The organism is Staphylococcus sp. HMSC06C11 (assembly GCF_001808345.1).
Classification (GTDB): Bacteria; Bacillota; Bacilli; order Staphylococcales; family Staphylococcaceae; genus Staphylococcus; species Staphylococcus capitis.
The window spans coordinates 118,128-140,489 of the sequence record NZ_KV793030.1; the positions used below are offsets into that span (position 1 = coordinate 118,128).

Here is a 22,362-nt window from a genome sequence, read left to right on the forward strand (position 1 = left end):
TTTCCATGAACAAAGAAGAACGTCTTGCTAAAGATATCACTAACGCCGTTGGTGGTAATCATAATATTGATAATATTATTCATTGTATGACTCGTGTTCGAATTAAAATTCATGATTACGATAAAGTTAATTACAATGAATTGAAAAGTATTGATGGTGTTTTAGGTGTTGTTGAAGATGAACGCCTCCAAGTTGTAGTTGGACCAGGCATTGTTAACAAAGTTGCAAATTATATGTCTGAAACAAGTGGCGCACCTTTAGATGATGATACTTCTCATACTGAAAATAAAAGCTATAAAGCGCAAGCTGAAGAACAAGCACGACAAAATAAACAGAATTTTCAAAGTCATCGCAAACAAAGTAAATGGAATAAAGTTTTAAAGTCCATTGCTAATATTTTCATACCTTTAATCCCAGCATTTATAGGTGCCGGGTTAATAGGTGGTATTGCAGCGATATTGAATAACTTATTAACAGCTGGAACTCTATCTGGAGATTGGCTTAAACAAGTTGTTTCAGTGCTGAGTGTCATTAAAGATGGGATGCTCGCCTACTTAGCTATCTTCACTGGAATCAATGCAGCGAAGGTGTTCGGCGCTACGCCTGGATTAGGTGGTGTAATTGGTGGTGCAACCTTACTTACTGGTATAACTGATGAAAACCCAATTAAAAATATCTTTACTGGTGAACACCTCGTCGCTGGTCAAGGTGGAATTATTGGCGTTATATTTGCAGTATGGTTGCTTAGTTTAATTGAAAAAAGATTACATAAAATAGTCCCAAATGCTATCGATATTATTGTAACTCCAACTATTTCATTATTAATTATTGGTTTATTAACATTGTTTATTATAATGCCAGTTGCTGGCTTTATATCTGATGGATTGGTGCATGTCATTAACTGGATTATTGGTGTAGGAGGCATATTTAGTGGTTTCATCATTGGTGCTTTCTTCTTACCACTAGTCATGCTAGGATTGCATCATATTTTCACACCAATTCATATCGAATTAATTAATAAAACGGGTGCTACTTATCTGTTACCTATTGCAGCTATGTCTGGTGCTGGACAAGTCGGTGCCGCATTAGCTTTATGGGTTAGATGTCGTAAAAATACTAAATTACGTAATACTTTAAAAGGTGCTCTACCTGTTGGTTTCTTAGGTATTGGAGAACCTTTAATTTACGGAGTCACATTACCATTAGGTCGACCATTCTTTACAGCTTGTATTGGCGGCGGTATTGGTGGCGCTGTTGTTGGTGGTATTGGTCATATCGGTGCTACAGCTGTAGGGCCTAGTGGTATTTCTCTTCTACCGTTAATAGATAATCATATGTACCTCGGTTATATTGCAGGTTTACTTGCTGCTTACGCTGGAGGTTTCATTTTCACTTATTTCTTTGGCACGACTAAAGAAATGAGAAATTCTGATCAAATGGGTGATTAAATTGCCAAACATTTTAAATGAAATTGACAACCAGTACCCCTACCTAACTAAAAATGAAAAAAAGATAGCTCAATTCATACTCAACTCACCTCATAAGGTAGTTAATATGAATTCTCAAGATATAGCAGAAGTTTTAGATACCAGCCCCTCCTCTATAATAAGGTTTAGTAAGAAAATAACTGAAGGTGGCTTTCACGAACTTAAAATTGGTTTATCTAAATTTCTGCCTAAAGAAGCATCTGTATACAATGTTGAACTTGTAGACAATGAAAATACAGATTCTCTCAAAAAGAAAATGCACTCTCGTGCTAAAGGTGCGCTTAACAACGCCAATGAAAAAATTGACGATAAGACGATAGACCGAATTTGCGATTTATTTAAATGTGCAGAAACCATTTTCATCTATGGTTATGGTGCTTCATTTGTAGTGGCTACAGATTTATATCAAAAATTATCTCGCATTGGTTTAAATATACAATTGGTACAAGAAACACATATCTTCACGACCATGTTAGCGACACATAATGCTAAAGACTGCGTCGTATTTATTACAAACAATGGTATGCAAAGTGAAATGCGTTCAATAGCCAAAGTTGTTTCAGACTATCATATACCAGTTGTTACTATTACTAGTACGAAAGATAATCCAGTAGCCAATCGTTCAGATATCGTCTTGTCTTACGGCCAAACTGATGAAAATGAAATGCGCATGGGTGCAACGACTTCATTGTTTGCACAAATGTTTACAATAGATGTACTTTATTATCGTTACATTGCTCTAAATTATCAATCATCCTTAGATTTTATAACACAATCTAAAATGGCTTTGGATAATTACCGTAAACATTTATCAAATATTGAATTTAAACATTAAATAAATAAAAAAAGCGATTCGTCATACTCTAAATTTCTTTATATTAGAGTGTATGAACGAATCGCTTTTTTGTTTAACTATATAGCTATTATTCTAAGCCTTTTTGGTTTTTCTGAGTTAATGCTGCTTTTTTAGCTTGTTGATCCTTTTTATTATAACGAACGAAATAATAAAGTGTCACAACTGCTAGGAACACAATACCAATAACTACAGAAACAACTGTTTCTTTATTAAATAGCATACCGATTAAGACTAAAATTAAGAATGCTATTGTAAGATAGTTAGCAAATGCGCCTCCTGGCATTTTGAACGGATGATTTTTAACTTCTTCAGGATGTAACTTTCTAAAGCGTAAATGACTGAATAAAATCATAAACCAAGGAATCATTCCTGGTAATATAGATGCACTATAAACATAAACGAAAATACTTGCTGCACCTTTAATAAATAAAGGGAGAATGACGTTTAGTAATGCACCGATTAAGATACCGATTGATACTGCAAGTACTGTGTAGAACGGAACACCATTTTTTAATACTTTCGAGAAAATCTTAGGCATTTGTCCTTGCTTAGATAATGTATAAATCATACGGCTAGCACTAAATATACCTGAGTTACAACCTGACATAGCAGCTGTTAATACAACAAAGTTTATTAAACCAGCTGCGAAAGTAATCCCTACTTTAGCAAATGTCGCAACGAAAGGACTTCCTATGTCACCTAATTTGTCCCAAGGATAAACAGAAACGATTACAAAAATTGCACCAAGATAGAAGATTAATATTCTCCAAATAACTCCATTCACTGCTTTAACAATATTCTTTTGAGGATCTTTAGTTTCTCCAGCAGAAATACCAATGAGTTCAACCCCTTGATAAGATCCAATAACTATTGACAGTGCGAAGAAGAAACCAACGATTCCATGTGGCATAAATCCACCATGAGACCATAGATTTGAAATCCCTATTGCATGACCACCATTACCAATTCCGAATAAGATTAAGCCAAAACCTGCGATAATCATTAAAATAATTGTAATAACTTTGATTAATGCAAACCAAAATTCAAATTCCCCAAAGGCTTTAACTGAAACAAGGTTTGCTCCCATTAATAATGCCACTGCTACGATACCAGGTATCCAGTTTGGTAAATTTGGGAACCAATAGTTCATATATTCACCAACTGCGATAACTTCACTCATCCCTACTACAACCCATTGGAATATATTACTCCAAGCCGTCATATAACCCGCTGCTGGGTGTATGTAATCACTTGCAAATGTTGCGAATGATCCAGTTGTAGGATTAAGATAAATCATTTCCCCCATTGCTCTCATAATTAGGAATAAAAATATACCAGCGATTAAGTATGCAAAAATAACTGATGGGCCAGTCCATTTGATTGTACTTGTTGCCCCCATAAACAGACCGACACCAATTGTTCCCCCAAGTGCAATCATTTGCATCTGACGTGCACTTAGTCCCCTTTGTAATTCATTGTTTTCCATAACTTTACCCCATCTCTAAATCTAGATTATTATTTTAATGATAATCTTATTTCCGTAATTATACTACAAATTGACGAAATTGAAACAAAATTTTTACAATTTAATGTAATCGCTTACACATGTATCATAGCAAGCTTTTTGATTTTTGAAAACACCTATTTTGAATATTTTTCTGAAAATTAAAGCTATTTGCATTTTTATTACATAATATGCTTTCTTTCTAATTGAATTATGTAGTATGATATACTTTTTCTAAATAGTTTAAGGAGTTCGGATATGAATAAGGCACTCATTAATCGTTCAATTAAAGTTACATTAATATTTATGATTATATTTTTCCTACTTAATTATTTTACTATGAAACAACCTGATATCATGTCTGTCGTAGGTCGAACACTTCTTGCTACGGTAGCCTTCTTCATTCTTTATTTAGTTGCCTTTACCATTCTAAGTTCTCCAGAACGAAAAATGATTTATGGCACAACCATTCCAATAGCACTTATAATTTGTATATTAGTTGGAGCTTTGTTCTTCACACCTCAAATAGGAATCATTAGTGGTTTAGTTATTGGAATTATAACAGGCGTTATATGGGAGCTTATAACAAGAGGAAATCATGGAGGTAAGTAATCATGACAATAATTATAGGTGTAGTCATTATCATACTATTAGTAATTAGTTTGATACCAAATTATCAAGCAATGAAATTAGCTAAAAATCAAGGTCAGAAACCTACACGATACACAATTATGGTAGGTATAGATTTAATTTTAATCGTACTCATCGCTATAACATTAATTTTAAAAATGAATAGTTAATACAAAATAAAAGTCTATAAATGAATTTAGTTATCCAAATTCATTTATAGACTTTTTTAATTTAAGATTCCACTAAGAAAAGATTTCGTTACAGTGTTAAATTATCATTTGCTAAAAAATTTATAATTCTTTTAAAGCTTTCCTTGCAATAAAAGAAAATATCCTATGGTTGCAAGTAAAAGATAAACAATAGATCCAATTATGAATGATCTAACTTGAACATGAAATGGTGTACGTTTATTAAAAATAGGACCAAGAACCAGATTCCCTATTGCTAAAATAATTGGACCAGCTATAAAGAAAAGTATAATGTAACCCACGCTTATACCTCCTATTTCTTCTCAAATAAAGATGTCACAATATCTTCAATCGACATATCTTTTCCGACGTAATTAATAGTTGAAAAATTTTGTTCTGCTGTCATCAAATTCGTGTTAACGACAACATCTAATCCTGCCATCATAGCAGCTGTAGCACCATTCAACGAATCCTCAATTGCTAAACAATTTGTTGGATTATAATTAAGGTTTTGAACAGCCATTAAATAAGGTTCTGGATCTGGTTTAACGTTATCAACGTCTTCTCTACCAATAATGACATCAATATAGTTATCTAAACCCAACTTTTTAAATGTTGAATATATATCTTCTCGATAACTACTAGTTGCAATTGCCATAGGTATATGACGCTTTTTAAGATAATCCATTAACTCTTTGATTGTACTGATAATTGGCAAATTACCACTAGTTTGATGATGTTCTTGATATATTTTTTCTTTATTATCTGCGCCTATGGCCTGCTCGAGATGTTGATGTAAATCTGTAGCTGTCCCTCCGATAGATTCTCTATAAAAATCTACTGAAATAGGTTCAGCTTTATGAAATTTAAGATGTTTATTTATTGTCTCAAATAAATGACGTTCTGTATCGATAATTGTTCCATCGAAATCAAAGATAACTGCTCTGTACATTCATTTTTCTCCTTGTAAATGTAGCTATTTATTTCCCATATTAACATAAAAAAATGACTATCGTGACGAGATAGTCATAAGCATTATTAAAGCACTTGCGTATTTTTTATACTAAATCTTAAAACCATTTTATATATTTTGTAAAGAAAAGATTACAAAAGAATAAGTTTTTAACTTCGTTCAAAAGTCTTAGTGATTATATAAAAAAAGAGTGGTACAATCTATTTAAACGAACATCGTATGCTTCAGTTATATGCCAAATTCACGGGAGGTCATAACATGTTGATTGATAAATTTGAAACCTACATTATCAATATTGCAGGTTTGAAATCTCGCTCAACGCGAAAAAAATTAACTCATTTATGTAAAGAAATAAAATTTTGTGAGTCATTTCAATTTTCGATTTTCAAACAAAATAACATGTTTGCACTTGAGGTCAGTTTACCTAAGCAACAGTTACCATATTTAATAAGCTTTTTGAGCTTCCACAATTATTCTATTTACCAAATTTTGTCTCCTAAGCATTTCGATGAACTTCTTGATTCAGAACATCTCTATCAATCAGCCAAGCGTTTTGATTTAGCTATCGATGGTTTACAAGATGCTTTCATTAAAGACAAAGTAATTGATATCATGAATATGTTTGCTAACCATCACGATGTAAACTATACATTGAATAACAATTGTGCAAGTGTCGTATGTTCTCCAGAGATATTCGCTCAATTACTACATACAATCGCAACACGTAATATAGATATTTTATCAGCAAGCTATCGTGCCAAAATGCTTCATAAAGCTAGAATTTCATAATAATTTAAAGACCAGTGTTGTTAATAGCACTGGTTTTTTTGACAATAAAACATCTCAAGAAGATATAATTCTTTCTCCTTGAGACGCTTATTGTAATATTTAATTACTTTTCTTCCTCGTAAACTAAATGTTCAAACGCTTCTCGTACTTGAGGTACAGACATACCGACTACAACTTGCACACTTTTACCACTTTTCACTAAACCGTGAGCCATTTGATTATGTGTAAAATAACTACTATCTTGAACTTTACTTTCATCATTCACTGTTAAACGTAGGCGAGTTGTACAATTTGTTACGTCTTTAATATTCTCTTTACCACCTAGGCCTTTTAAATAGTAAGCTGCTTTGTCATCATATTCATTCCCAGTTGATTTTGGTTGTTCTGATGAAGCAGTGCCACCTTTCTTATCTTTATAATCTTGTTTAGAAAATAGTTTTACTTCTTCTGTTCCTTTTTTTCGCCCTGGAAGTGGTATATCAAATTTAAGAATTAAAAATCTAAATAGGAAGAAGTAGATTCCCACAAATATAAAACCAATCACTACTTGAGCAACATATGTCATCCAGTGATCTTTACCTAACGGGATCCAGTTTGTAGCTAAGAAATCTAGCACACCGCCTCCCATATTACCTACAACACCAAAAGCATACATTAAAGTATCCATTGTAGCTGCCAAGATAGCATGGATCACAAATAAATATGGTGCAATAAATAAGAATGTAAATTCAAGAGGTTCAGTAATACCAGCAACAACCGCTGTTAGCGTTGCAGGTATAAGTAGTGCTGCCACTTTCTTACGATTTTCTTTCGGTGTTGTCGAGTACATTGCAAGCGCAATTCCTAAACATCCAAATACTTTACCATTGCCTTGTAACATAAATCCATAATGGAATTGTTCTTTTAAAGGTTTACTACTTTCAGCAAATTGATTCAAATGCTGTAACCATTCTGCTTTTAAACCGTGATTTACTACCACAGGTCCTACCTCAATTGGCGCGTATATAAAGTGATGTAATCCTGTAGGGATTAATACGCGTTCTAAGAAATGATATAACCACACGCCAACGTATCCAGAAGCAATGATAAAATGCTGAATTGATGCAATTCCATGTTGAATTGTTGGCCAAACCACACATGTTATTGCTGCAATAGGTAACATTACAAAGAATGAAATGGTAACTACAAATGTGAGGCCTTGGAAAACCCCTAACATTTCTGGCAGTCTTTTACTATAGTATCGATTATGTATCCATGTAATAATCCCTGAAATAATAATAGCCCCTAAAATATTTGTATCTAACGTTTCTATCCCTGCTATAGCTTTTAATCCAGTGACGTTTTCTACGCCTTTCTTTAAGTTAGCACCAAAGGTATGAGGCCATTGCGTTAGAATCGCGTTAATAAATGTGTTAAACATTAAATAACCCATCAATGCGGCTAACGCTGCATGCCCAGGTGCTTTTTTAGCTAAAGATAGAGGTAAACCCACAACAAAGACGATTTCCATGTGATTAAAGATGACCCATCCGCCTGACTCTATCACTGACCAGAATTTGAACCAGAATGTATGCTGATCTGCTAAACCGCCCATGATTGTTGGATTTTTGAAAAGTGTCGCAAACCCAAGTACGATACCAAAGAAAGCAAACATCAACACTGGCACGATCATCGCACTACCGAATCGTTTGATAGCATTCATAATTAAAACCTCCACATCCCAATCTATTTCTCACTATCATTTACTTATATGTTTATTAGTAGGTGTTAGTATCTCTAAATAAGTTAATTTCAATATATAGTAAACGCTTACATAATAACAACGACGTTGACGCATTTTGAAACTATTTTGTATAATCAGATTATATTTTCATTGAACGGAAATTTTTTCATGCAAAACAATGAGGTGCTTAAATGATACTAGATGAACGTGTAAACACTCATTTCGATAAATTGAATGATAATGATATACAAATCGCAAGTTATGTTAATACACATATAGAAGAATGTAAAAATATGAAAATTCAAGATTTAGCTGTACATACGCATGCATCAAATGCCACTATCCACCGTTTTACACGTAAACTAGGATTTGATGGCTACAGTGATTTTAAATCATTTTTGAAATTTGAAAATGAAAAAAAGAATCAGCTTCCTTCTGATTCAATGGAACAATTTAAACAAGAAATAGCAAATACCTTTAGTTATTTAGATCGCATTGATTATCAATTATTAACGAATAAAATGCATGAAGCCACTACGATTTATCTTTACGGAACAGGACGCGCTCAAATGAATGTGGCTGAAGAAGCACAACGTATTTTACTTACAATGCATAAAAACATTATAATCCTACATGATGTTCATGAATTAAAAATGGTGTTAAATAAAACTGTTCCAGAGGATTTATTCTTTATTATTTCATTATCTGGCGAGACATATCAATTGACCGAAGTTACACAGCTTCTTCAATTAAGACAGAAATATTTTATCTCAGTAACAACGATGAAAGATAACTCACTCGCTCAACAAGCAAACTATAATATATATGTTTCAAGTAATACATTTTATTTAAATGACGGTACCGATTATTCAAGCTTTATTAGTTACCATATCTTTTTTGAAACACTTTTAAGAAAATATAATGAACGTAAAGAAAAAAATGAATTATTATAAATAAAATCGCAAGCATTATTTGTAACACCTAGGGGCTACTCATTTAATGCTTGCGATTGTTTTTAATTATGCTGTTGTTCTTCTAGTTCTTCTAATATATGTTGCATTTGATCAATCATTAATTCAAAACCATGCGCAGTTGAATCATGATATTCTTTCTTCTTCTGTTTGTACTCCAACGCAGTTAAACGTCTTTCCTTTTCAACTAATGAGCGGTAGTAAAACAACATTTGAGTACCACCATTTTCACGTTCAAAGAATTCTACTTCTATGACATCCTCTTCGGCGCTTAAACCAGGCATACCTATTGTCATTTTAATGTATTCATCCATTACAAGCTCTTCGTATTTACCTTCGATAACATTTTGCTTCCCATTTCTACTATCTACTATACGATATGTACCGCCTTCTTGGACATCCGCTTCAAAAGTCTTATTTGTACGTGGTGTTGTCATGAACCATTGTTTAAGAATCTCCACTTTTGTCCATGCTTCATAAACAACTTCTGGAGTAAATTTTAGTAAACGTTCGATGTCGATTTCTACGTGTTCATTCTCTACATTATATTTTGCCACTCTCTTTCACCTACTTTCACTCTTATTTCTATTTTAACGTATTTAAGCTATGTCACAAACTCTGAAAGCTCTGAAAAAGTTAAAAGGAAGCTAAAATCTAAATGAGTAGCTTCCTTTTAATTTATATTTATTTTTGAGGTTTATCTTTTAAACGAGGGACTCTCAAAATAATAGCCACTAAACCACAGATTCCTAATAAAATTGGATAGATACTATAAGGAACAAGTAAGAATGGAGAAATACCAGCAACACCAGCTGCTGAAATAACTTGAGGACTATATGGGAGTAACCCTTGGAAACATCCTCCGAATATATCTAATATACTAGCTGACTTGCGCGGATCGACATCATACTCATCAGCAATATTCTTGGCTAAAGGTCCTGCCATAATAATAGAAATTGTATTATTAGCAGTAGATATATCCGCGGCACTTACTAAACTGGCAATACCTAATTCTGCACCACGTTTAGATTTAACTCTAGCACGTACAAACTGTAGTAACCAATCTATGCCACCATTATGTTGAATGATACCTACAAGGCCACCAATCAGTAATGCTATCATTGCAATATCTTCCATTCCAATTATACCTTTAGATACGGCACTGAGAAGTCCTTTCCAACCAAAGGAACCATCAATTAATCCTATTAAACCTGCTAAGGCTGTACCACCAATGAGTACAATGATGACGTTTACACCTACAAGTGCGAGTATCAATACTAATAAATATGGTATAACTTTAATTAAGTTATAATCATAACTTTTGGCATGATCGATTGAAATACCATTCGTTAAGAAAAATAAAATTATAATCGTTAAAATAGCACCTGGTAAAACGATTTTAAAATTAACTCTAAACTTGTCATTCATCTTAGTCTTTTGAGTTCTTACTGCAGCAATGGTAGTGTCCGAAATCATTGACAGATTATCACCAAACATTGCACCACCGACTACCGTAGCCATAGCTAAAGCTGCGGGCACATGTGTTGCTTGTGCGAATCCAAATCCTACTGGGGCTATCGCTGCAACAGTCCCAACTGATGTCCCCATCGAAATAGACACGAACATACAAATAACAAATAGGCCTACAATGATTAAATTTTGAGGAATCAATGATAAACCTAAATTAACAGTAGATGTAACACCACCCATTTTTTCGGCAGTAGTTGAAAACGCACCTGCCAAGATAAAAATTAACATCATCAAGATAATGTTCGAATGTCCAGCACCTTTAGTAAATACTTCTACCTTCTTGGCAAAAGATTCTTTTCTATTCATAAGTAAGGCAACGATTACTGTTATTGTAATTGCAACATTTAAAGGCATAGTTGTAAAATCTCTTGAAATAATTCCTACACCTAAAAAGAGTAATACAAATAGGAGTAATGGGAGCAGGGCCCACGCGTTACCTTTCTTTACTTTCTCCATAAATTTGACCTACTTTCCATAAAAATAGGAGCGAAACAGAAATTTCATTCTCAATGAATCATTTCTTCATTCCGCTCCGGTAAGTGACTTTATTTGAAAACTAACCCAAGTGTGTATCAATAGAGTCAACTCATACCAACAAGTGATTAAAAGATATGTTATTTCACCATTTATACTCTGTTGGCATAGCATTTCAGCTTATCTTCTAACCTTAGCGGTTACTGGAATTGGCACATGATAAAATGTTGCCGAAGCTTCCTAGGGCCAGTCCCTCCACTTCTCTCGATAAGTTATTCGAATTGTGTCTAACGTTACAAGATAATTATAGACACGTCAATACATAAAGTTTATTGTATTTTAAAATTATTCTTCAATCTGTGTAGTGAAAAATTTCTCATAAATCGTGATTGCTAAAGCAACAATAATCAATAACACAATAGCTACACCAAAAACAATCCACCATTTCAAATAAAGACTTATAAATATGAGTAAAATGCTTATAATTGTTGAACATAAAGATACCCTTTTGAAAATTTTTTCAGTTCTAACCGATACAATTTTATATTCACTCATTTCGTCGCCATGAAGAAATTTACCATTTTTTGCTTCACTAATTTTAAGCTTCACTTCAAGGACGTAAGCAATACTTCCAGAACAAATAATGATTAGTAGCATCGTAACATTTGAAAAAGGTTGTGTAATAACCCAACTGAACATTCCAAAATAAGCAAGTGCAGAAACAATTGCTAAAATATAATCAATCACAGGATTAAACCAAGTTATACCTTTTTTTACATTCTCGTTAACTAAATAAACATTAACTGCAGAAATATATGTACAAATAATCACAGCTATAGCTAATATTACTGTTAGATTATGATGGCACAATATTAGTGACGGTAAAGCTAAAGCAATTAAGATATTAGGTAACCATCTGATTAAAAAATTCTTCATTTTATAATCACCTTTATTCTATATTTCACCAATCACATACATCTTACATGAAAGCTTCAACTATTATCAAATCACCATTTAATATGGTGAAAAATTTCTACTCTCACACTAAAAAATGGGAACTCAGTCGAGTCCCCATCACCTTAAAATAATCAATATATAATTTACATATTAAAAGTAAATCAATTGTTAGTCGATTTGCGTACCACCTGTTACACCAAAGACTTGGCCAGTAGTATAACTTGAATCTTCTGAAGCAAGTAAAACGTAAGTACCTGATAATTCAACTGGTTGACCGGCACGACCCAGTGGCGTTTGTTGTCCAAATGTAGGAATTGCACTTTGAGGTTGACCTCCAGTAATTTGAAGCGGTGACCAGAATGGCCCAGGAGCAACACAATTCACTCGAATACCTTTCGCACCAAGTTCTTCAGAGAAACTTTTCGTTAATGAAATAATTGCTGCTTTAGAAGCTGCGTAATCATGTAAAATTGGACTCGGATTATATCCTTGAACGGAAGACGTCGTCGTAATTGATGAGCCAGGTTTTAAATATTCTAACGCTTTTTGAACTGTCCAGAATACTGGATATACATTCGTTTCAAACGTCTCTGCGAAAGCTTCAGTATTAAATCCGTGAATATCATCATGATATTGTTGGTGGCCGGCAACTAACGTTACATTATCTAAACCGCCTAATTCATTATAAGCCGTTTCTACCATATCATAGTTAAACTGTTCATCCCTTAAATCTCCAGGAATTAGAATACCTTTCTGACCAGCATCCTCAATCACTTGTTTTACTTCTTGTGCGTCTTCTTCTTCACTCGGTAAATAGTTAATAGCCACATCTGCACCTTCTTTAGCATAAGCGATTGCAGCTGCGCGTCCAATTGCTGAATCTCCTCCAGTCACTAACATCTTATAGCCTTTTAATCTCTCATGACCTTTGTAAGATGTTTCACCACAATCAGGTTGAGGTGTCATTTTCGATTGTAGACCTGGTAACTCTTGCTCTTGTTGATCATAATCAGACGTTTTAAATTTATTTCTAGGATCTTGTGCTGACATCATTCATCATCTCCATATTTAAGATTTAATATTATTTACCCATCATAAAGTATATTTTAATCATCATTTTATCTCTGAAAATGAATTCAATAGCACTTTAAATAGCTACATGGCAACTATTGCCGTATAGATTTACCATTCAATAACTTTTTAACAAGCGTTACAAAATACGTTGGTACTTTCTCTAAAATACGTTCATCTGGGTCATATTTAGGATGATGCAAATCATATTCACTATTTGAGCCAATGATAGCAAAGACACCAGGATAATCTTTCGTATAACCTGAGAAATCTTCACCAATCGTTAGTGGTTCTTCCATCATTTGAATGTTGTAACCTACTTCCTTAGCTGCTTCAATCGCTTGTTGGGTAAGTGTTTCATCATTTACGACAGCACCCGGTAATTGTGTATATTCGAATTTAATGTCTACATTAAATGCTAGAGATAACCCATCTGAAATTTCTTTCATACGTTGCTTTATAAGTTGACGTTTTTTAGAATCAAATGAACGAACAGTACCTTGAATATAAGCTTGATCAGCGATGACATTCCATGTATTCCCACATGACACTTCCCCTATCGTAACGACCGCACTATCAAATGCTGATAAATTACGACTCACAATAGATTGTAGGCTGTTAATCAGTTGACCTACTACAATGACCGGGTCATTTCCTTGTTCTGGTTTTGCTGCATGAGCACCTTTTCCTTGAATATGAAACTCAAAACGATCTACAGCGGAAGTGATTACACCACTTTTAATCGCGAATTCACCAATGTCTAGTGAAGGATAATTATGAAAACCTAAGACTGCTTTAACGTTCTTAAGTACTCCAGTTTCACTTAACTTAATTGCACCATGACCTAATTCTTCAGAAGCTTGAAACAATATTCTCACTCGTCCACTTAATTCGTTTTCAAGCTCTTTAAGTTGAGTTGCTACGCCTAAAATACTTGCCATATGGATATCATGACCACATGCATGCATTACTCCTTCATTTGTAGATGTAAACTCGTGCACAACTTGTTCGTTTATCGGTAATGCATCAATATCAGTTCTTACTGCAATCACCGGTTCACCTCTACCTATTTCAGCCACTAAACCCGTTTCTAAAGGTACATCTAAAATGGTTATATCAAAACTTTCAAGTATACGTTTAAGTCGCTTTGTAGTTTCATACTCTTTATCAGAAAGCTCTGGGAATTGATGAAATGTACGTCTCCAATTAACATAATCTGAATAATTTGGCATAAGCTATTCAGTCCCTTCTTTTTTAAAAAATAAGCGTAAAATGTAGTAAAATAACGTGCCTGCAATAACTCCAATAGCTAAATTATTAGTAATTAAAATTAAAATCATCGTTAATCCCATAACCAATCCACGTTTAACTGGTGCACCTTTAATATGTTGAAAAGTGCGTCTATCAAAGGTATTCAAAGAAATAGTAATGAGTACCGAAGCGAGTACCACCATTGGTATTAAACCAACGAGTTGTCCTAAGACGAACACACATAATAATAAGAAAATACCGGTAGTGAGCGTCGCTACTCGTGTTCTTGCTCCCATACGATAATTAAATTTCGATTGTCCAACTAAACCGCTTGAACCATATCCTCCGAATAAACCAACGATAATATTTGATAACCCTTGTCCTACAATCTCTCTGTCTTTATTAGTTGGATGTTGTGAAATCATATTCATCATATCATTTGTTAAGTTGGTTTGGATTACTGAAATAACGGACATTGTGAAAGCATATTTTAAAGCAATGAAGAAAGCACTCAGTTCAAACATTTCTTGAGGTATATGAATCGATGGCATTGAAAAGTGTATATCCGCCATATCATGTACGTATTGCAAATTCGGATGAATAAGCCATGTCGCAAATGTTAATACGATAATAGTAATCAGCGGTGCCGGAATTACTTTAATTGTTCTAGATGAAATAAAAATAATTATAAAAGTGAGTGCACTTACCACATAAGTTGCTATTGAGATACCAAATATATACTTCATTTGTGTCCACAATAATAGAAGTCCCAAGGCGTTCATAAATCCCATCACAACAGTATTAGGTATGAGTTTTAATATTTTATCAATATGGCATAAACCATATATAAATAAAATCATTCCCATGAGTATTGTTGCAAGAGCCAAATAATGAACCCCATATTGTTCTACTAAAGGCCCACCTATGATAGAAATACCACTACTTGGTCCTGAAACCATTGCTAACCTTTTTCCGAACAAAGAAATGAGACACATCATTAAACCACAACTCATCAGTCCTAACGTTGGCTTAATATGTACTATAAAAGAAAAAGCAATAGCGACTGGTAATAGTGCTAATGCCATGAGTATACCTGCTAAAATATTTTGACCATAATGACCTTTCCATTCCTCTATATAAGCAATTTTATGCAACTCGGTCATTAATACATCCCCTTTTTGCTAAGCTTTAGAGGCTTCATTTCAAACTATTAAACCTCTCAAATCGATATAAGTATAATCATTATTTTCACTTTTTCACTATATTATAAACCTCTCGTTTGAATATAAAAAGGCGAGCCCTCAAAGGACTCGCTAAAGACTATAAACGAACGCTTTAACTCTTTTTGATAACATGACCGCCTAGCTCATTTACAAGTAACTGATTTACTTTAATCTAACTTAAATTCATTATCCACGATAACTTTACCATCTTTAATCACTTTTTGAGCGTGATTAATACCGAAATGATATGGGATATACTCATGGTTTGGCGCATCCCAAATTACAATATTTGCTTGGTCCCCTTGATTAATCGTACCTGCATCAGCATCAATTGCTTTAGCTGCGTTTACTGTCACGGCATTCCAAACTTCATTTGGTGATAATTTTAATTTCAATGCAGCAATCGCCATCGCAAGTTGTAAATTATTTGTTACGCTACTACCTGGATTGTAGTCAGTTGCTACTGCAATCGCACCACCATTATTCAACATACCACGTGCATCTGCGTAGTCATTTTTATCTAAGTAAAATGTTGTAGCTGGTAATAATACCGCCACAGTATCACTATTTTTAAGTTTAGCTTTACCTTCTTCACTAGAAGCAACTAAATGGTCAGCTGAAATTGCACCTTCATCAATAGCCAACTCTAATCCGCCTAATGGATCAATTTCATCGGCGTGAATTTTAACTTTAAATCCAGCTTCTTTAGCCTTTTCCATATATCGCTTAGATTCTTCAACCGAGAATACACCAGTTTCACAAAAAATATCAGCGAAATCTGCATATTCTTTAACTTCTGGTAATAATTCAATCATTTCTTCTAAGAACGCTTCATTAGATTCAGCTTCTTCAGGCACTGCATGCGGCCCTAAGAAAGTGTGTTTCATGTTTAGGTTATATTTTTCAGCTAAACGGTTCGATACTCTTAACTGTTTTAATTCATTTTCTTTATCTAAACCATAGCCACTTTTACTCTCTACTGTTAACACACCATGTTTAATCATTGTTAGTAAATCATGCTCTGCTTTTTTGAAAAGATCTTCCTCACTAATTTCTCGTGTAGACTTTACAGTTGAAAGAATACCTCCACCAGATTCCAATATTTCTAAATAGGATTTCCCTTGGCGTTTTAATGACATTTCATGTTCACGTGAGCCACCAAAGATGAGGTGTGTATGCGCATCTACAAGTGCAGGAGATACCACTTTACCACTAGCATCAATGACCTCTTTAGCCTCATAGTCATCTGTATGAGGTCCAGAGTAAACCACTTTCCCATCTTTAATTACAACTGTACCATTATCTACAACTTCTAATTCGTCCAACTCTCTCCCTTTTAAAGGTTTGTCAGTAGATTTAGGTAAAATTAATTCTTGAATATTTTGGATTATTAAATCATTCATTATTTATCACCTGCTTCATCAATCATTGGAATTTGGACACCTTTATCTTTAGCCGTTTTAATAGCGATGTCATATCCTGCATCAACGTGTCTCGCTACTCCCATACCCGGATCTGTAGTTAAAACTCGTCCTAATCTTCTATCAGCACGTTCTGAACCATCTGCTACTACTACCATGCCAGCGTGTAATGAATAACCCATACCTACACCGCCACCATGATGGAATGAAATCCAAGAACCACCAGCTGCAGTATTAATCAATGCGTTAAGTACAGCCCAATCACCAACTGCATCACTGCCATCTTGCATACCTTCAGTTTCACGGTTAGGACTTGCTACTGAACCAGAGTCTAAATGGTCACGTCCTATAACTATGGGTGCTGAAATTTCTCCATCACGTACAAGCTTATTTAAAGCTAGACCCATCTTTGCACGTTCGCCATAACCTAGCCATGCAATTCTTGATGGTAAACCTTGATACGAAATTTTTTCTTCAGCTAAATCTAACCATCTTAATAATTTTTCATTATCTGGGAATAATCTTCTCATTTCTTCATCGGCACGTTCGATATCTTTAGGATCACCACTTAATGCTGCGAATCGGAAAGGTCCTTTACCTTCACAGAAGAGTGGACGGATATATGCTGGAACGAATCCTGGAAAGTCGAAAGCATTTTCAACACCATTATTGTATGCAACTTGACGAATATTATTACCATAATCAAATGCTACAGCACCAATTTTTTGGAATTCCAACATCAACTCAACGTGCTTAGCCATTGAAGCTTCAGATAATTCTACGTATTTTTTTGGATCTTCTTGACGTAATTTCTTCGCTTCCTCAACAGAATATCCTTGTGGCACGTAACCATTTAATGGATCATGCGCACTCGTTTGGTCTGTAATGATATCAATTTTGAAACCTTTATCTAAAATTGCTTTATGAATATCCACTGCATTACCAACTAAACCAATTGATAGAGCTTCACCTTTGTCTTTTGCCTCTTGAGCCATTTTTAGAGCTTCATCTAAATCCGTAGATTTAACATCACAATATTTTGTTTCTACACGTTTATCAACACGTGTTTCATCAACGTCCACACAAATTGCGACTCCGTTATTCATAGTTACAGCAAGTGGCTGTGCCCCACCCATACCACCTAAACCTGCAGTTAAAGTAATTGTTCCTGTTAAATCACTTTTATATTCTTGATTAGCTAATTCAGCAAAGGTTTCATAAGTTCCTTGAACGATACCTTGTGAACCTATATAAATCCAACTTCCAGCGGTCATTTGACCATACATGATTAACCCTTTTTTATCTAGTTCATTAAAGTGATCCCAGTTCGCCCATTCTGGAACTAAAACTGAGTTTGATATTAAGACACGTGGCGCTTCTTCATGCGTTTTAAATACGGCAACTGGTTTACCAGATTGCACTAACATCGTTTCATCTGCTTCAAGATTACGTAAAGTGTTTTCAATTGCTTCAAACGCTTTCCAATTACGAGCAGCCTTACCAATACCTCCGTAAACAACTAATTCTTCAGGATGTTCAGCAACTTCTGGGTCTAAGTTGTTATATAACATTCTTAATACCGCTTCTTGCTCCCAACCTTTACACTCAATATCTAAACCCTTTTTTGCTTGAATTTTTCTCATATTAATCTCTCCCATCTGGAATAATCATTCAAACTTATTTAAATGAGCTCAGCAGCCCTATTTGAAAAATGAACCCCCTTCTAAACGAATATTAATTAAGAAGCTTTAATGCCATTAGAAAATTAATTAAATATTCAAATAATTCAAATTCCAAACATTTAGACTGCTTTAAATATCTTACATTTATAGTGTAATGTACTAAGATATAGACAACAAATATAAATAAACTAATTATTTATAACTTAAAACTATAAATAGGGGTGTCACTCTTGAAGATTATTCAACTTGAATATTTTTTAGCTATAGTTAAATATAATAGTTTTACTAAAGCAGCTAATTTTCTTCATATAAGCCAACCTTCTCTAACAGCAACAATTAAAAAGATGGAAGCCGATTTAGGTTATGACTTATTTATGCGTACAACTAAAGACATTAAAATCACTGAAAAAGGCATTCAATTTTATAAGCATGCGACACATATCGTACAGGAATATCGTTCCACAGTTGAAAAAATGTATGACTTAAATATTACATCTGAACCTAGAATTAAAATGGGAATGTTAGAATCCACAAGTCAATGGATGGGTAAAGTGATAAAACAACATCATAATGATTATCCTAATCAACAATATCGTATGTACGAAGTACATGACCGTCATTCATCTATAGACAAATTGCTTAATTTTGATGTTCATTTTGCACTAACGAATGAAGAAATCACTCATGAAGATATAGCATCTATTCCATTGTATAAGGAACCTTATGTGTTAATTACTCCTAAGGATGAATTTCCAAATCAGAAGACGATTACTATTGAGCATCTTCCTCTAATAATGCCAAACAAAAATTCACAAGTACGTGACCATTTAGATGATTATTTCAATCGTATGAATCAACACCCTAATATAGTCTTAGAAGCCGATCGCTTTGAATCAGCAACAAACTTTGTTCATTTAGGATTAGGTTATGCAGTGATACCTCGTTTTTATTATCAATCAAATTTTACTAATGATTTGGATAGTATTAAAATTCGCCCGAATTTAGGACGTAAGATTTTTATTAATTATTTAAATAAGCGTAAGCATTCTGAACAAGTAATGTCTTTAATACAACTTTGTATAGCGTATTGGGATACTTAAATAAACTTATATTAAAAAAGCCCAATTAGCGTTAAAATTATCTTTGTGACGCTAATTGGGCTGTTGTATATCATGAATATTTATTTTTTCAATATTAGTAATCCATTTTTTAAAGGTATTAAATTAAGAAATGATGAACTAAGTTTGCTACTAGTTTTGCAGTACGATTATCTAAATCATACTCAGGATTCATCTCTGCTATACTAATCGAAGCCACTTTCTCACTAGGAATAATACGTTTCGCTAGCTCAAATACAGTATGAGGATAGATACCTAAAACGGCAGGCGCACTCACACCAGGCGCAAATGCACTGTCTACAACGTCCATACACACAGTAAACATGATGACATCATGATCATGTATAAAATGTTCAATCATATCTTTAATGGGGGGAGAAACTTGGTGTAGCAACTCATCTGCGTACACATATTGAACATTCTTCTCTTTAGCATAATCGAATAAACCTTGAGTATTACCACCTTGAGAAATACCTAATACCATGTAATCAGCATTATCGTCTTGATCTAGAATCTGTCTAAAACTAGTACCCGACGTAGACTCACCTTCGTCACGAGTATCAAAATGTGCATCAATATTTATAACACCGATAGACTCATTTGGATAAACTTTACGCGTGGCTAAATATTGTGCATAAGCAATATCATGTCCACCACCAAGTAAGAAAGTTTGTTTATGATTTTGAATTGATTTCGCTGCAAGCTCAGCATACTCTTGTTGCGTATCTATAAGTGAATCATGATCATGTTCTACATTACCGTAATCAATGAGCTCTTCACATTGATTTAAATCTGGCAATCCAGCAAAGGCTTGTTTAATTTTATTAGGTCCTTCTTTAGCACCTACACGACCTTTATTTAATTCAACCCCTTTATCTACAGCATATCCAAGTATACCTACACCTTTGGGGTTATTAGTTTTTTCAACTTTAGTTAAATCTCCAAATTTTACAGTTTGGAAATGTCTAAATTGTCTTGAATCTGTTTCACTATCTAAACGACCTTTCCATAAATCCGGTTCCGCAAGTCTATACATGATATTTCCCCCTTAATTTATTTATTATATAAACTATTTAAAGTATAACTATTGATGTTATCGAATTCAACGCTAGTAGTTAAGTGATACCCTCTATTAAAATTGATTAATTACGATTATCTAACAAAATACTTCAGGACTATTACATTTTTATGATAATTAAAATAGACAATTTAAACATATGCTTGTAAGATGTATAATTGTAAATAAAAGAAATTTGGCTGTTACCTAATGGAGGTTACAAAAATGAAAAACTCTCGAATTTCTGGGTTTCAATGGGCAATGATGGTCTTTGTCTTCTTTGTTATTACAATGGCCTTATCCATTATACTTAGAGATTTCCAAGCGTCCATTGGAGTTAAAAGATTTGTTTTTGACATCAAAGACTTAGCTCCATTTATTGCATCATTAGTATGTATTTTAGTATTTAAGTATAAAAAAGAACAATTAGCCGGATTAAAATTTTCATTTAGTCTAAAAGTTATTGAACGTATCCTATTAGCACTCATTTTACCGCTTATCATTTTTATGATTGGTATGTTCTGTTTCAATACTTTTGCTGACAGTTTTATCCTTTTACAAACATCAGATTTATCAGTATCTTTAATTACAATTCTAATTGGCCATTTATTAATGGCGTTTGTTACTGAATTTGGTTTCCGTTCATACTTACAAAGTATTCTTGAATCTAAGATGAACACATTCTTTGCTAGTATTATTGTAGGTGTAATTTATTCAATCTTCACCGCAAACACTACTTATGGTATTGAATATGCTGGTTACCATTTCTTATATACATTTATGTTCTCGATGATTATTGGTGAATTAATCAGAGCAACACATGGACGTACAATCTATATTGCGACTATATTCCATGCAGCAATGACATTTGCCTTAGTTTTTCTTTTCAGTGAAGAAACTGGTGATCTTTTCTCAATGAAAGTGATTGCACTTTCCACTACAATTGTAGGCGTATTGTTTATCATTATCAGTTTGATTATTCGTGCCATTGCTTACAAAACAACGAAACAAAGTTTAGATCAAGTGCAACCCAATAATTATTTAGACCACACCGAAGAAGATGATTTTGAAAGTCATAAAATTGATGATTCAAAAAATCATCAATTTGAAAATGATAGCGTTACTAATAAAGAAGATAATAATTCAGAAGCGAGTTCAGAGCATTCAAACACGAGTGATACAGATTTGAAGGACAGCGCTAAATATACAGAAGATCGTCATTCATCTGTTGTTAGCGATGTAAAGAAAGAAATTAATCAAGTTGAAGAACAAGACATGAGTGATTCAACTAAAAAAGAATAATTAAGTATATTAAAGGCAACTTCTAAATTAATTCAGTAGAAGTTGCCTTTTAATTTTGTTTATTCAAATTCTAAATTTCATTTGCAAAACCATATTTTGATACCAGGATTGATGACAATACACCTATGTAAGTCATTTCAAAAATTTATCTCATC

At 33.6% G+C, this 22,362-nt stretch carries 21 protein-coding genes and 1 riboswitch; of the genes, 8 read left to right on the forward strand and 13 right to left on the reverse strand.

Going from position 1 to position 22,362, the window contains the following annotated elements:
• Positions 1 to 5: 5 nt before the first annotated feature.
• Together HMPREF3154_RS00675 and HMPREF3154_RS00680 are read left to right on the forward strand one after the other, a co-directional pair.
• Entirely contained in the window at positions 6 to 1,448 is a 1,443-nt protein-coding gene (locus HMPREF3154_RS00675; RefSeq protein ID WP_023351273.1) for a PTS transporter subunit EIIC, read from the forward strand.
• A gap of 1 nt (position 1,449) precedes the next feature.
• On the forward strand, positions 1,450 to 2,322 hold the full coding sequence (locus tag HMPREF3154_RS00680) for a MurR/RpiR family transcriptional regulator (protein WP_023351272.1): 873 nt from the start codon (positions 1,450 to 1,452) through the stop codon (positions 2,320 to 2,322).
• A gap of 88 nt (positions 2,323 to 2,410) precedes the next feature.
• On the opposite strand, the gene HMPREF3154_RS00685 is transcribed toward HMPREF3154_RS00680, so the two are convergent.
• A complete protein-coding gene (locus HMPREF3154_RS00685) occupies positions 2,411 to 3,829 on the reverse strand; it encodes an amino acid permease (protein ID WP_002432870.1) in 1,419 nt (472 codons plus the stop codon).
• Positions 3,830 to 4,105: 276 nt separating this feature from the next.
• Between HMPREF3154_RS00685 and HMPREF3154_RS00690 the strand changes: the two genes are divergently transcribed.
• Both HMPREF3154_RS00690 and HMPREF3154_RS00695 read left to right on the forward strand, forming a co-directional pair.
• Positions 4,106 to 4,459 carry a hypothetical protein gene (locus HMPREF3154_RS00690; protein WP_023351271.1) on the forward strand — a complete coding sequence of 118 codons (354 nt, stop codon included), beginning with the start codon at positions 4,106 to 4,108 and terminating at the stop codon, positions 4,457 to 4,459.
• A 2-nt stretch (positions 4,460 to 4,461) separates the two neighbouring features.
• Complete coding sequence (locus HMPREF3154_RS00695; protein WP_002432292.1) at positions 4,462 to 4,647, forward strand: hypothetical protein; 186 nt, start codon at positions 4,462 to 4,464, stop codon at positions 4,645 to 4,647.
• A 131-nt stretch (positions 4,648 to 4,778) separates the two neighbouring features.
• Here HMPREF3154_RS00695 and HMPREF3154_RS00700 read toward each other — a convergent pair whose 3' ends face one another.
• Both HMPREF3154_RS00700 and HMPREF3154_RS00705 read right to left on the reverse strand, forming a co-directional pair.
• Complete coding sequence (locus HMPREF3154_RS00700; protein WP_002453841.1) at positions 4,779 to 4,967, reverse strand: hypothetical protein; 189 nt, start codon at positions 4,965 to 4,967, stop codon at positions 4,779 to 4,781.
• Between the two features lie 11 nt (positions 4,968 to 4,978).
• Complete coding sequence (locus HMPREF3154_RS00705; RefSeq protein ID WP_023351270.1) at positions 4,979 to 5,617, reverse strand: HAD family hydrolase; 639 nt, start codon at positions 5,615 to 5,617, stop codon at positions 4,979 to 4,981.
• 279 nt (positions 5,618 to 5,896) lie between these two features.
• On the opposite strand from HMPREF3154_RS00705, the gene HMPREF3154_RS00710 reads away from it, so the two are divergent.
• Positions 5,897 to 6,427: a hypothetical protein gene (locus HMPREF3154_RS00710; protein WP_002432504.1), complete on the forward strand. Its 531-nt coding sequence runs from the start codon at positions 5,897 to 5,899 to the stop codon at positions 6,425 to 6,427.
• 103 nt (positions 6,428 to 6,530) lie between these two features.
• On the opposite strand, the gene HMPREF3154_RS00715 is transcribed toward HMPREF3154_RS00710, so the two are convergent.
• Positions 6,531 to 8,129 (reverse strand): alpha-glucoside-specific PTS transporter subunit IIBC, encoded by a 1,599-nt coding sequence (locus HMPREF3154_RS00715; RefSeq protein WP_002432526.1) that lies wholly within the window; start codon positions 8,127 to 8,129, stop codon positions 6,531 to 6,533.
• Between the two features lie 212 nt (positions 8,130 to 8,341).
• Between HMPREF3154_RS00715 and HMPREF3154_RS00720 the strand changes: the two genes are divergently transcribed.
• The gene (locus HMPREF3154_RS00720; protein WP_002432676.1) at positions 8,342 to 9,103 is read left to right on the forward strand and encodes a MurR/RpiR family transcriptional regulator; all 762 of its coding nucleotides are present in this window, start codon (positions 8,342 to 8,344) and stop codon (positions 9,101 to 9,103) included.
• Between the two features lie 62 nt (positions 9,104 to 9,165).
• On the opposite strand, the gene HMPREF3154_RS00725 is transcribed toward HMPREF3154_RS00720, so the two are convergent.
• From HMPREF3154_RS00725 to hutU, 8 genes are all read right to left on the reverse strand, one after another.
• The gene (locus tag HMPREF3154_RS00725) at positions 9,166 to 9,678 is read right to left on the reverse strand and encodes an SRPBCC family protein (protein ID WP_002432851.1); all 513 of its coding nucleotides are present in this window, start codon (positions 9,676 to 9,678) and stop codon (positions 9,166 to 9,168) included.
• A gap of 127 nt (positions 9,679 to 9,805) precedes the next feature.
• Positions 9,806 to 11,107, reverse strand: coding sequence for a Na+/H+ antiporter NhaC family protein (locus tag HMPREF3154_RS00730; protein ID WP_023351268.1), 1,302 nt, complete (start codon positions 11,105 to 11,107; stop codon positions 9,806 to 9,808).
• A gap of 195 nt (positions 11,108 to 11,302) precedes the next feature.
• A riboswitch (SAM riboswitch) is annotated at positions 11,303 to 11,399 on the reverse strand.
• 71 nt (positions 11,400 to 11,470) lie between these two features.
• Complete coding sequence (locus tag HMPREF3154_RS00735) at positions 11,471 to 12,061, reverse strand: hypothetical protein (protein WP_023351267.1); 591 nt, start codon at positions 12,059 to 12,061, stop codon at positions 11,471 to 11,473.
• Positions 12,062 to 12,250: 189 nt separating this feature from the next.
• Complete coding sequence (locus HMPREF3154_RS00740; protein ID WP_030063404.1) at positions 12,251 to 13,132, reverse strand: SDR family oxidoreductase; 882 nt, start codon at positions 13,130 to 13,132, stop codon at positions 12,251 to 12,253.
• 116 nt (positions 13,133 to 13,248) lie between these two features.
• A complete protein-coding gene (locus tag HMPREF3154_RS00745) occupies positions 13,249 to 14,385 on the reverse strand; it encodes an amidohydrolase (protein WP_023351265.1) in 1,137 nt (378 codons plus the stop codon).
• A 3-nt stretch (positions 14,386 to 14,388) separates the two neighbouring features.
• The gene (locus tag HMPREF3154_RS00750; protein ID WP_023351264.1) at positions 14,389 to 15,567 is read right to left on the reverse strand and encodes a SulP family inorganic anion transporter; all 1,179 of its coding nucleotides are present in this window, start codon (positions 15,565 to 15,567) and stop codon (positions 14,389 to 14,391) included.
• A 227-nt stretch (positions 15,568 to 15,794) separates the two neighbouring features.
• Positions 15,795 to 17,030: an imidazolonepropionase gene (gene hutI, locus HMPREF3154_RS00755; protein ID WP_023351263.1), complete on the reverse strand. Its 1,236-nt coding sequence runs from the start codon at positions 17,028 to 17,030 to the stop codon at positions 15,795 to 15,797.
• On the reverse strand, positions 17,030 to 18,691 hold the full coding sequence (gene hutU / locus HMPREF3154_RS00760) for a urocanate hydratase (RefSeq protein WP_023351262.1): 1,662 nt from the start codon (positions 18,689 to 18,691) through the stop codon (positions 17,030 to 17,032). The genes hutI and hutU overlap by 1 nt, the downstream gene beginning before the upstream one ends.
• Positions 18,692 to 18,960: 269 nt before the next feature.
• On the opposite strand from hutU, the gene HMPREF3154_RS00765 reads away from it, so the two are divergent.
• On the forward strand, positions 18,961 to 19,830 hold the full coding sequence (locus HMPREF3154_RS00765) for a LysR family transcriptional regulator (protein WP_002432524.1): 870 nt from the start codon (positions 18,961 to 18,963) through the stop codon (positions 19,828 to 19,830).
• 118 nt (positions 19,831 to 19,948) lie between these two features.
• Here HMPREF3154_RS00765 and hutG read toward each other — a convergent pair whose 3' ends face one another.
• Positions 19,949 to 20,884 (reverse strand): formimidoylglutamase, encoded by a 936-nt coding sequence (gene hutG, locus HMPREF3154_RS00770; RefSeq protein WP_002453856.1) that lies wholly within the window; start codon positions 20,882 to 20,884, stop codon positions 19,949 to 19,951.
• A gap of 246 nt (positions 20,885 to 21,130) precedes the next feature.
• Here hutG and HMPREF3154_RS00775 point away from each other — a divergent pair, with 246 nt between their 5' ends.
• Positions 21,131 to 22,207: a peptidoglycan release complex CPBP-like subunit SdpC gene (locus tag HMPREF3154_RS00775; protein ID WP_023351261.1), complete on the forward strand. Its 1,077-nt coding sequence runs from the start codon at positions 21,131 to 21,133 to the stop codon at positions 22,205 to 22,207.
• Positions 22,208 to 22,362: the final 155 nt, after the last annotated feature.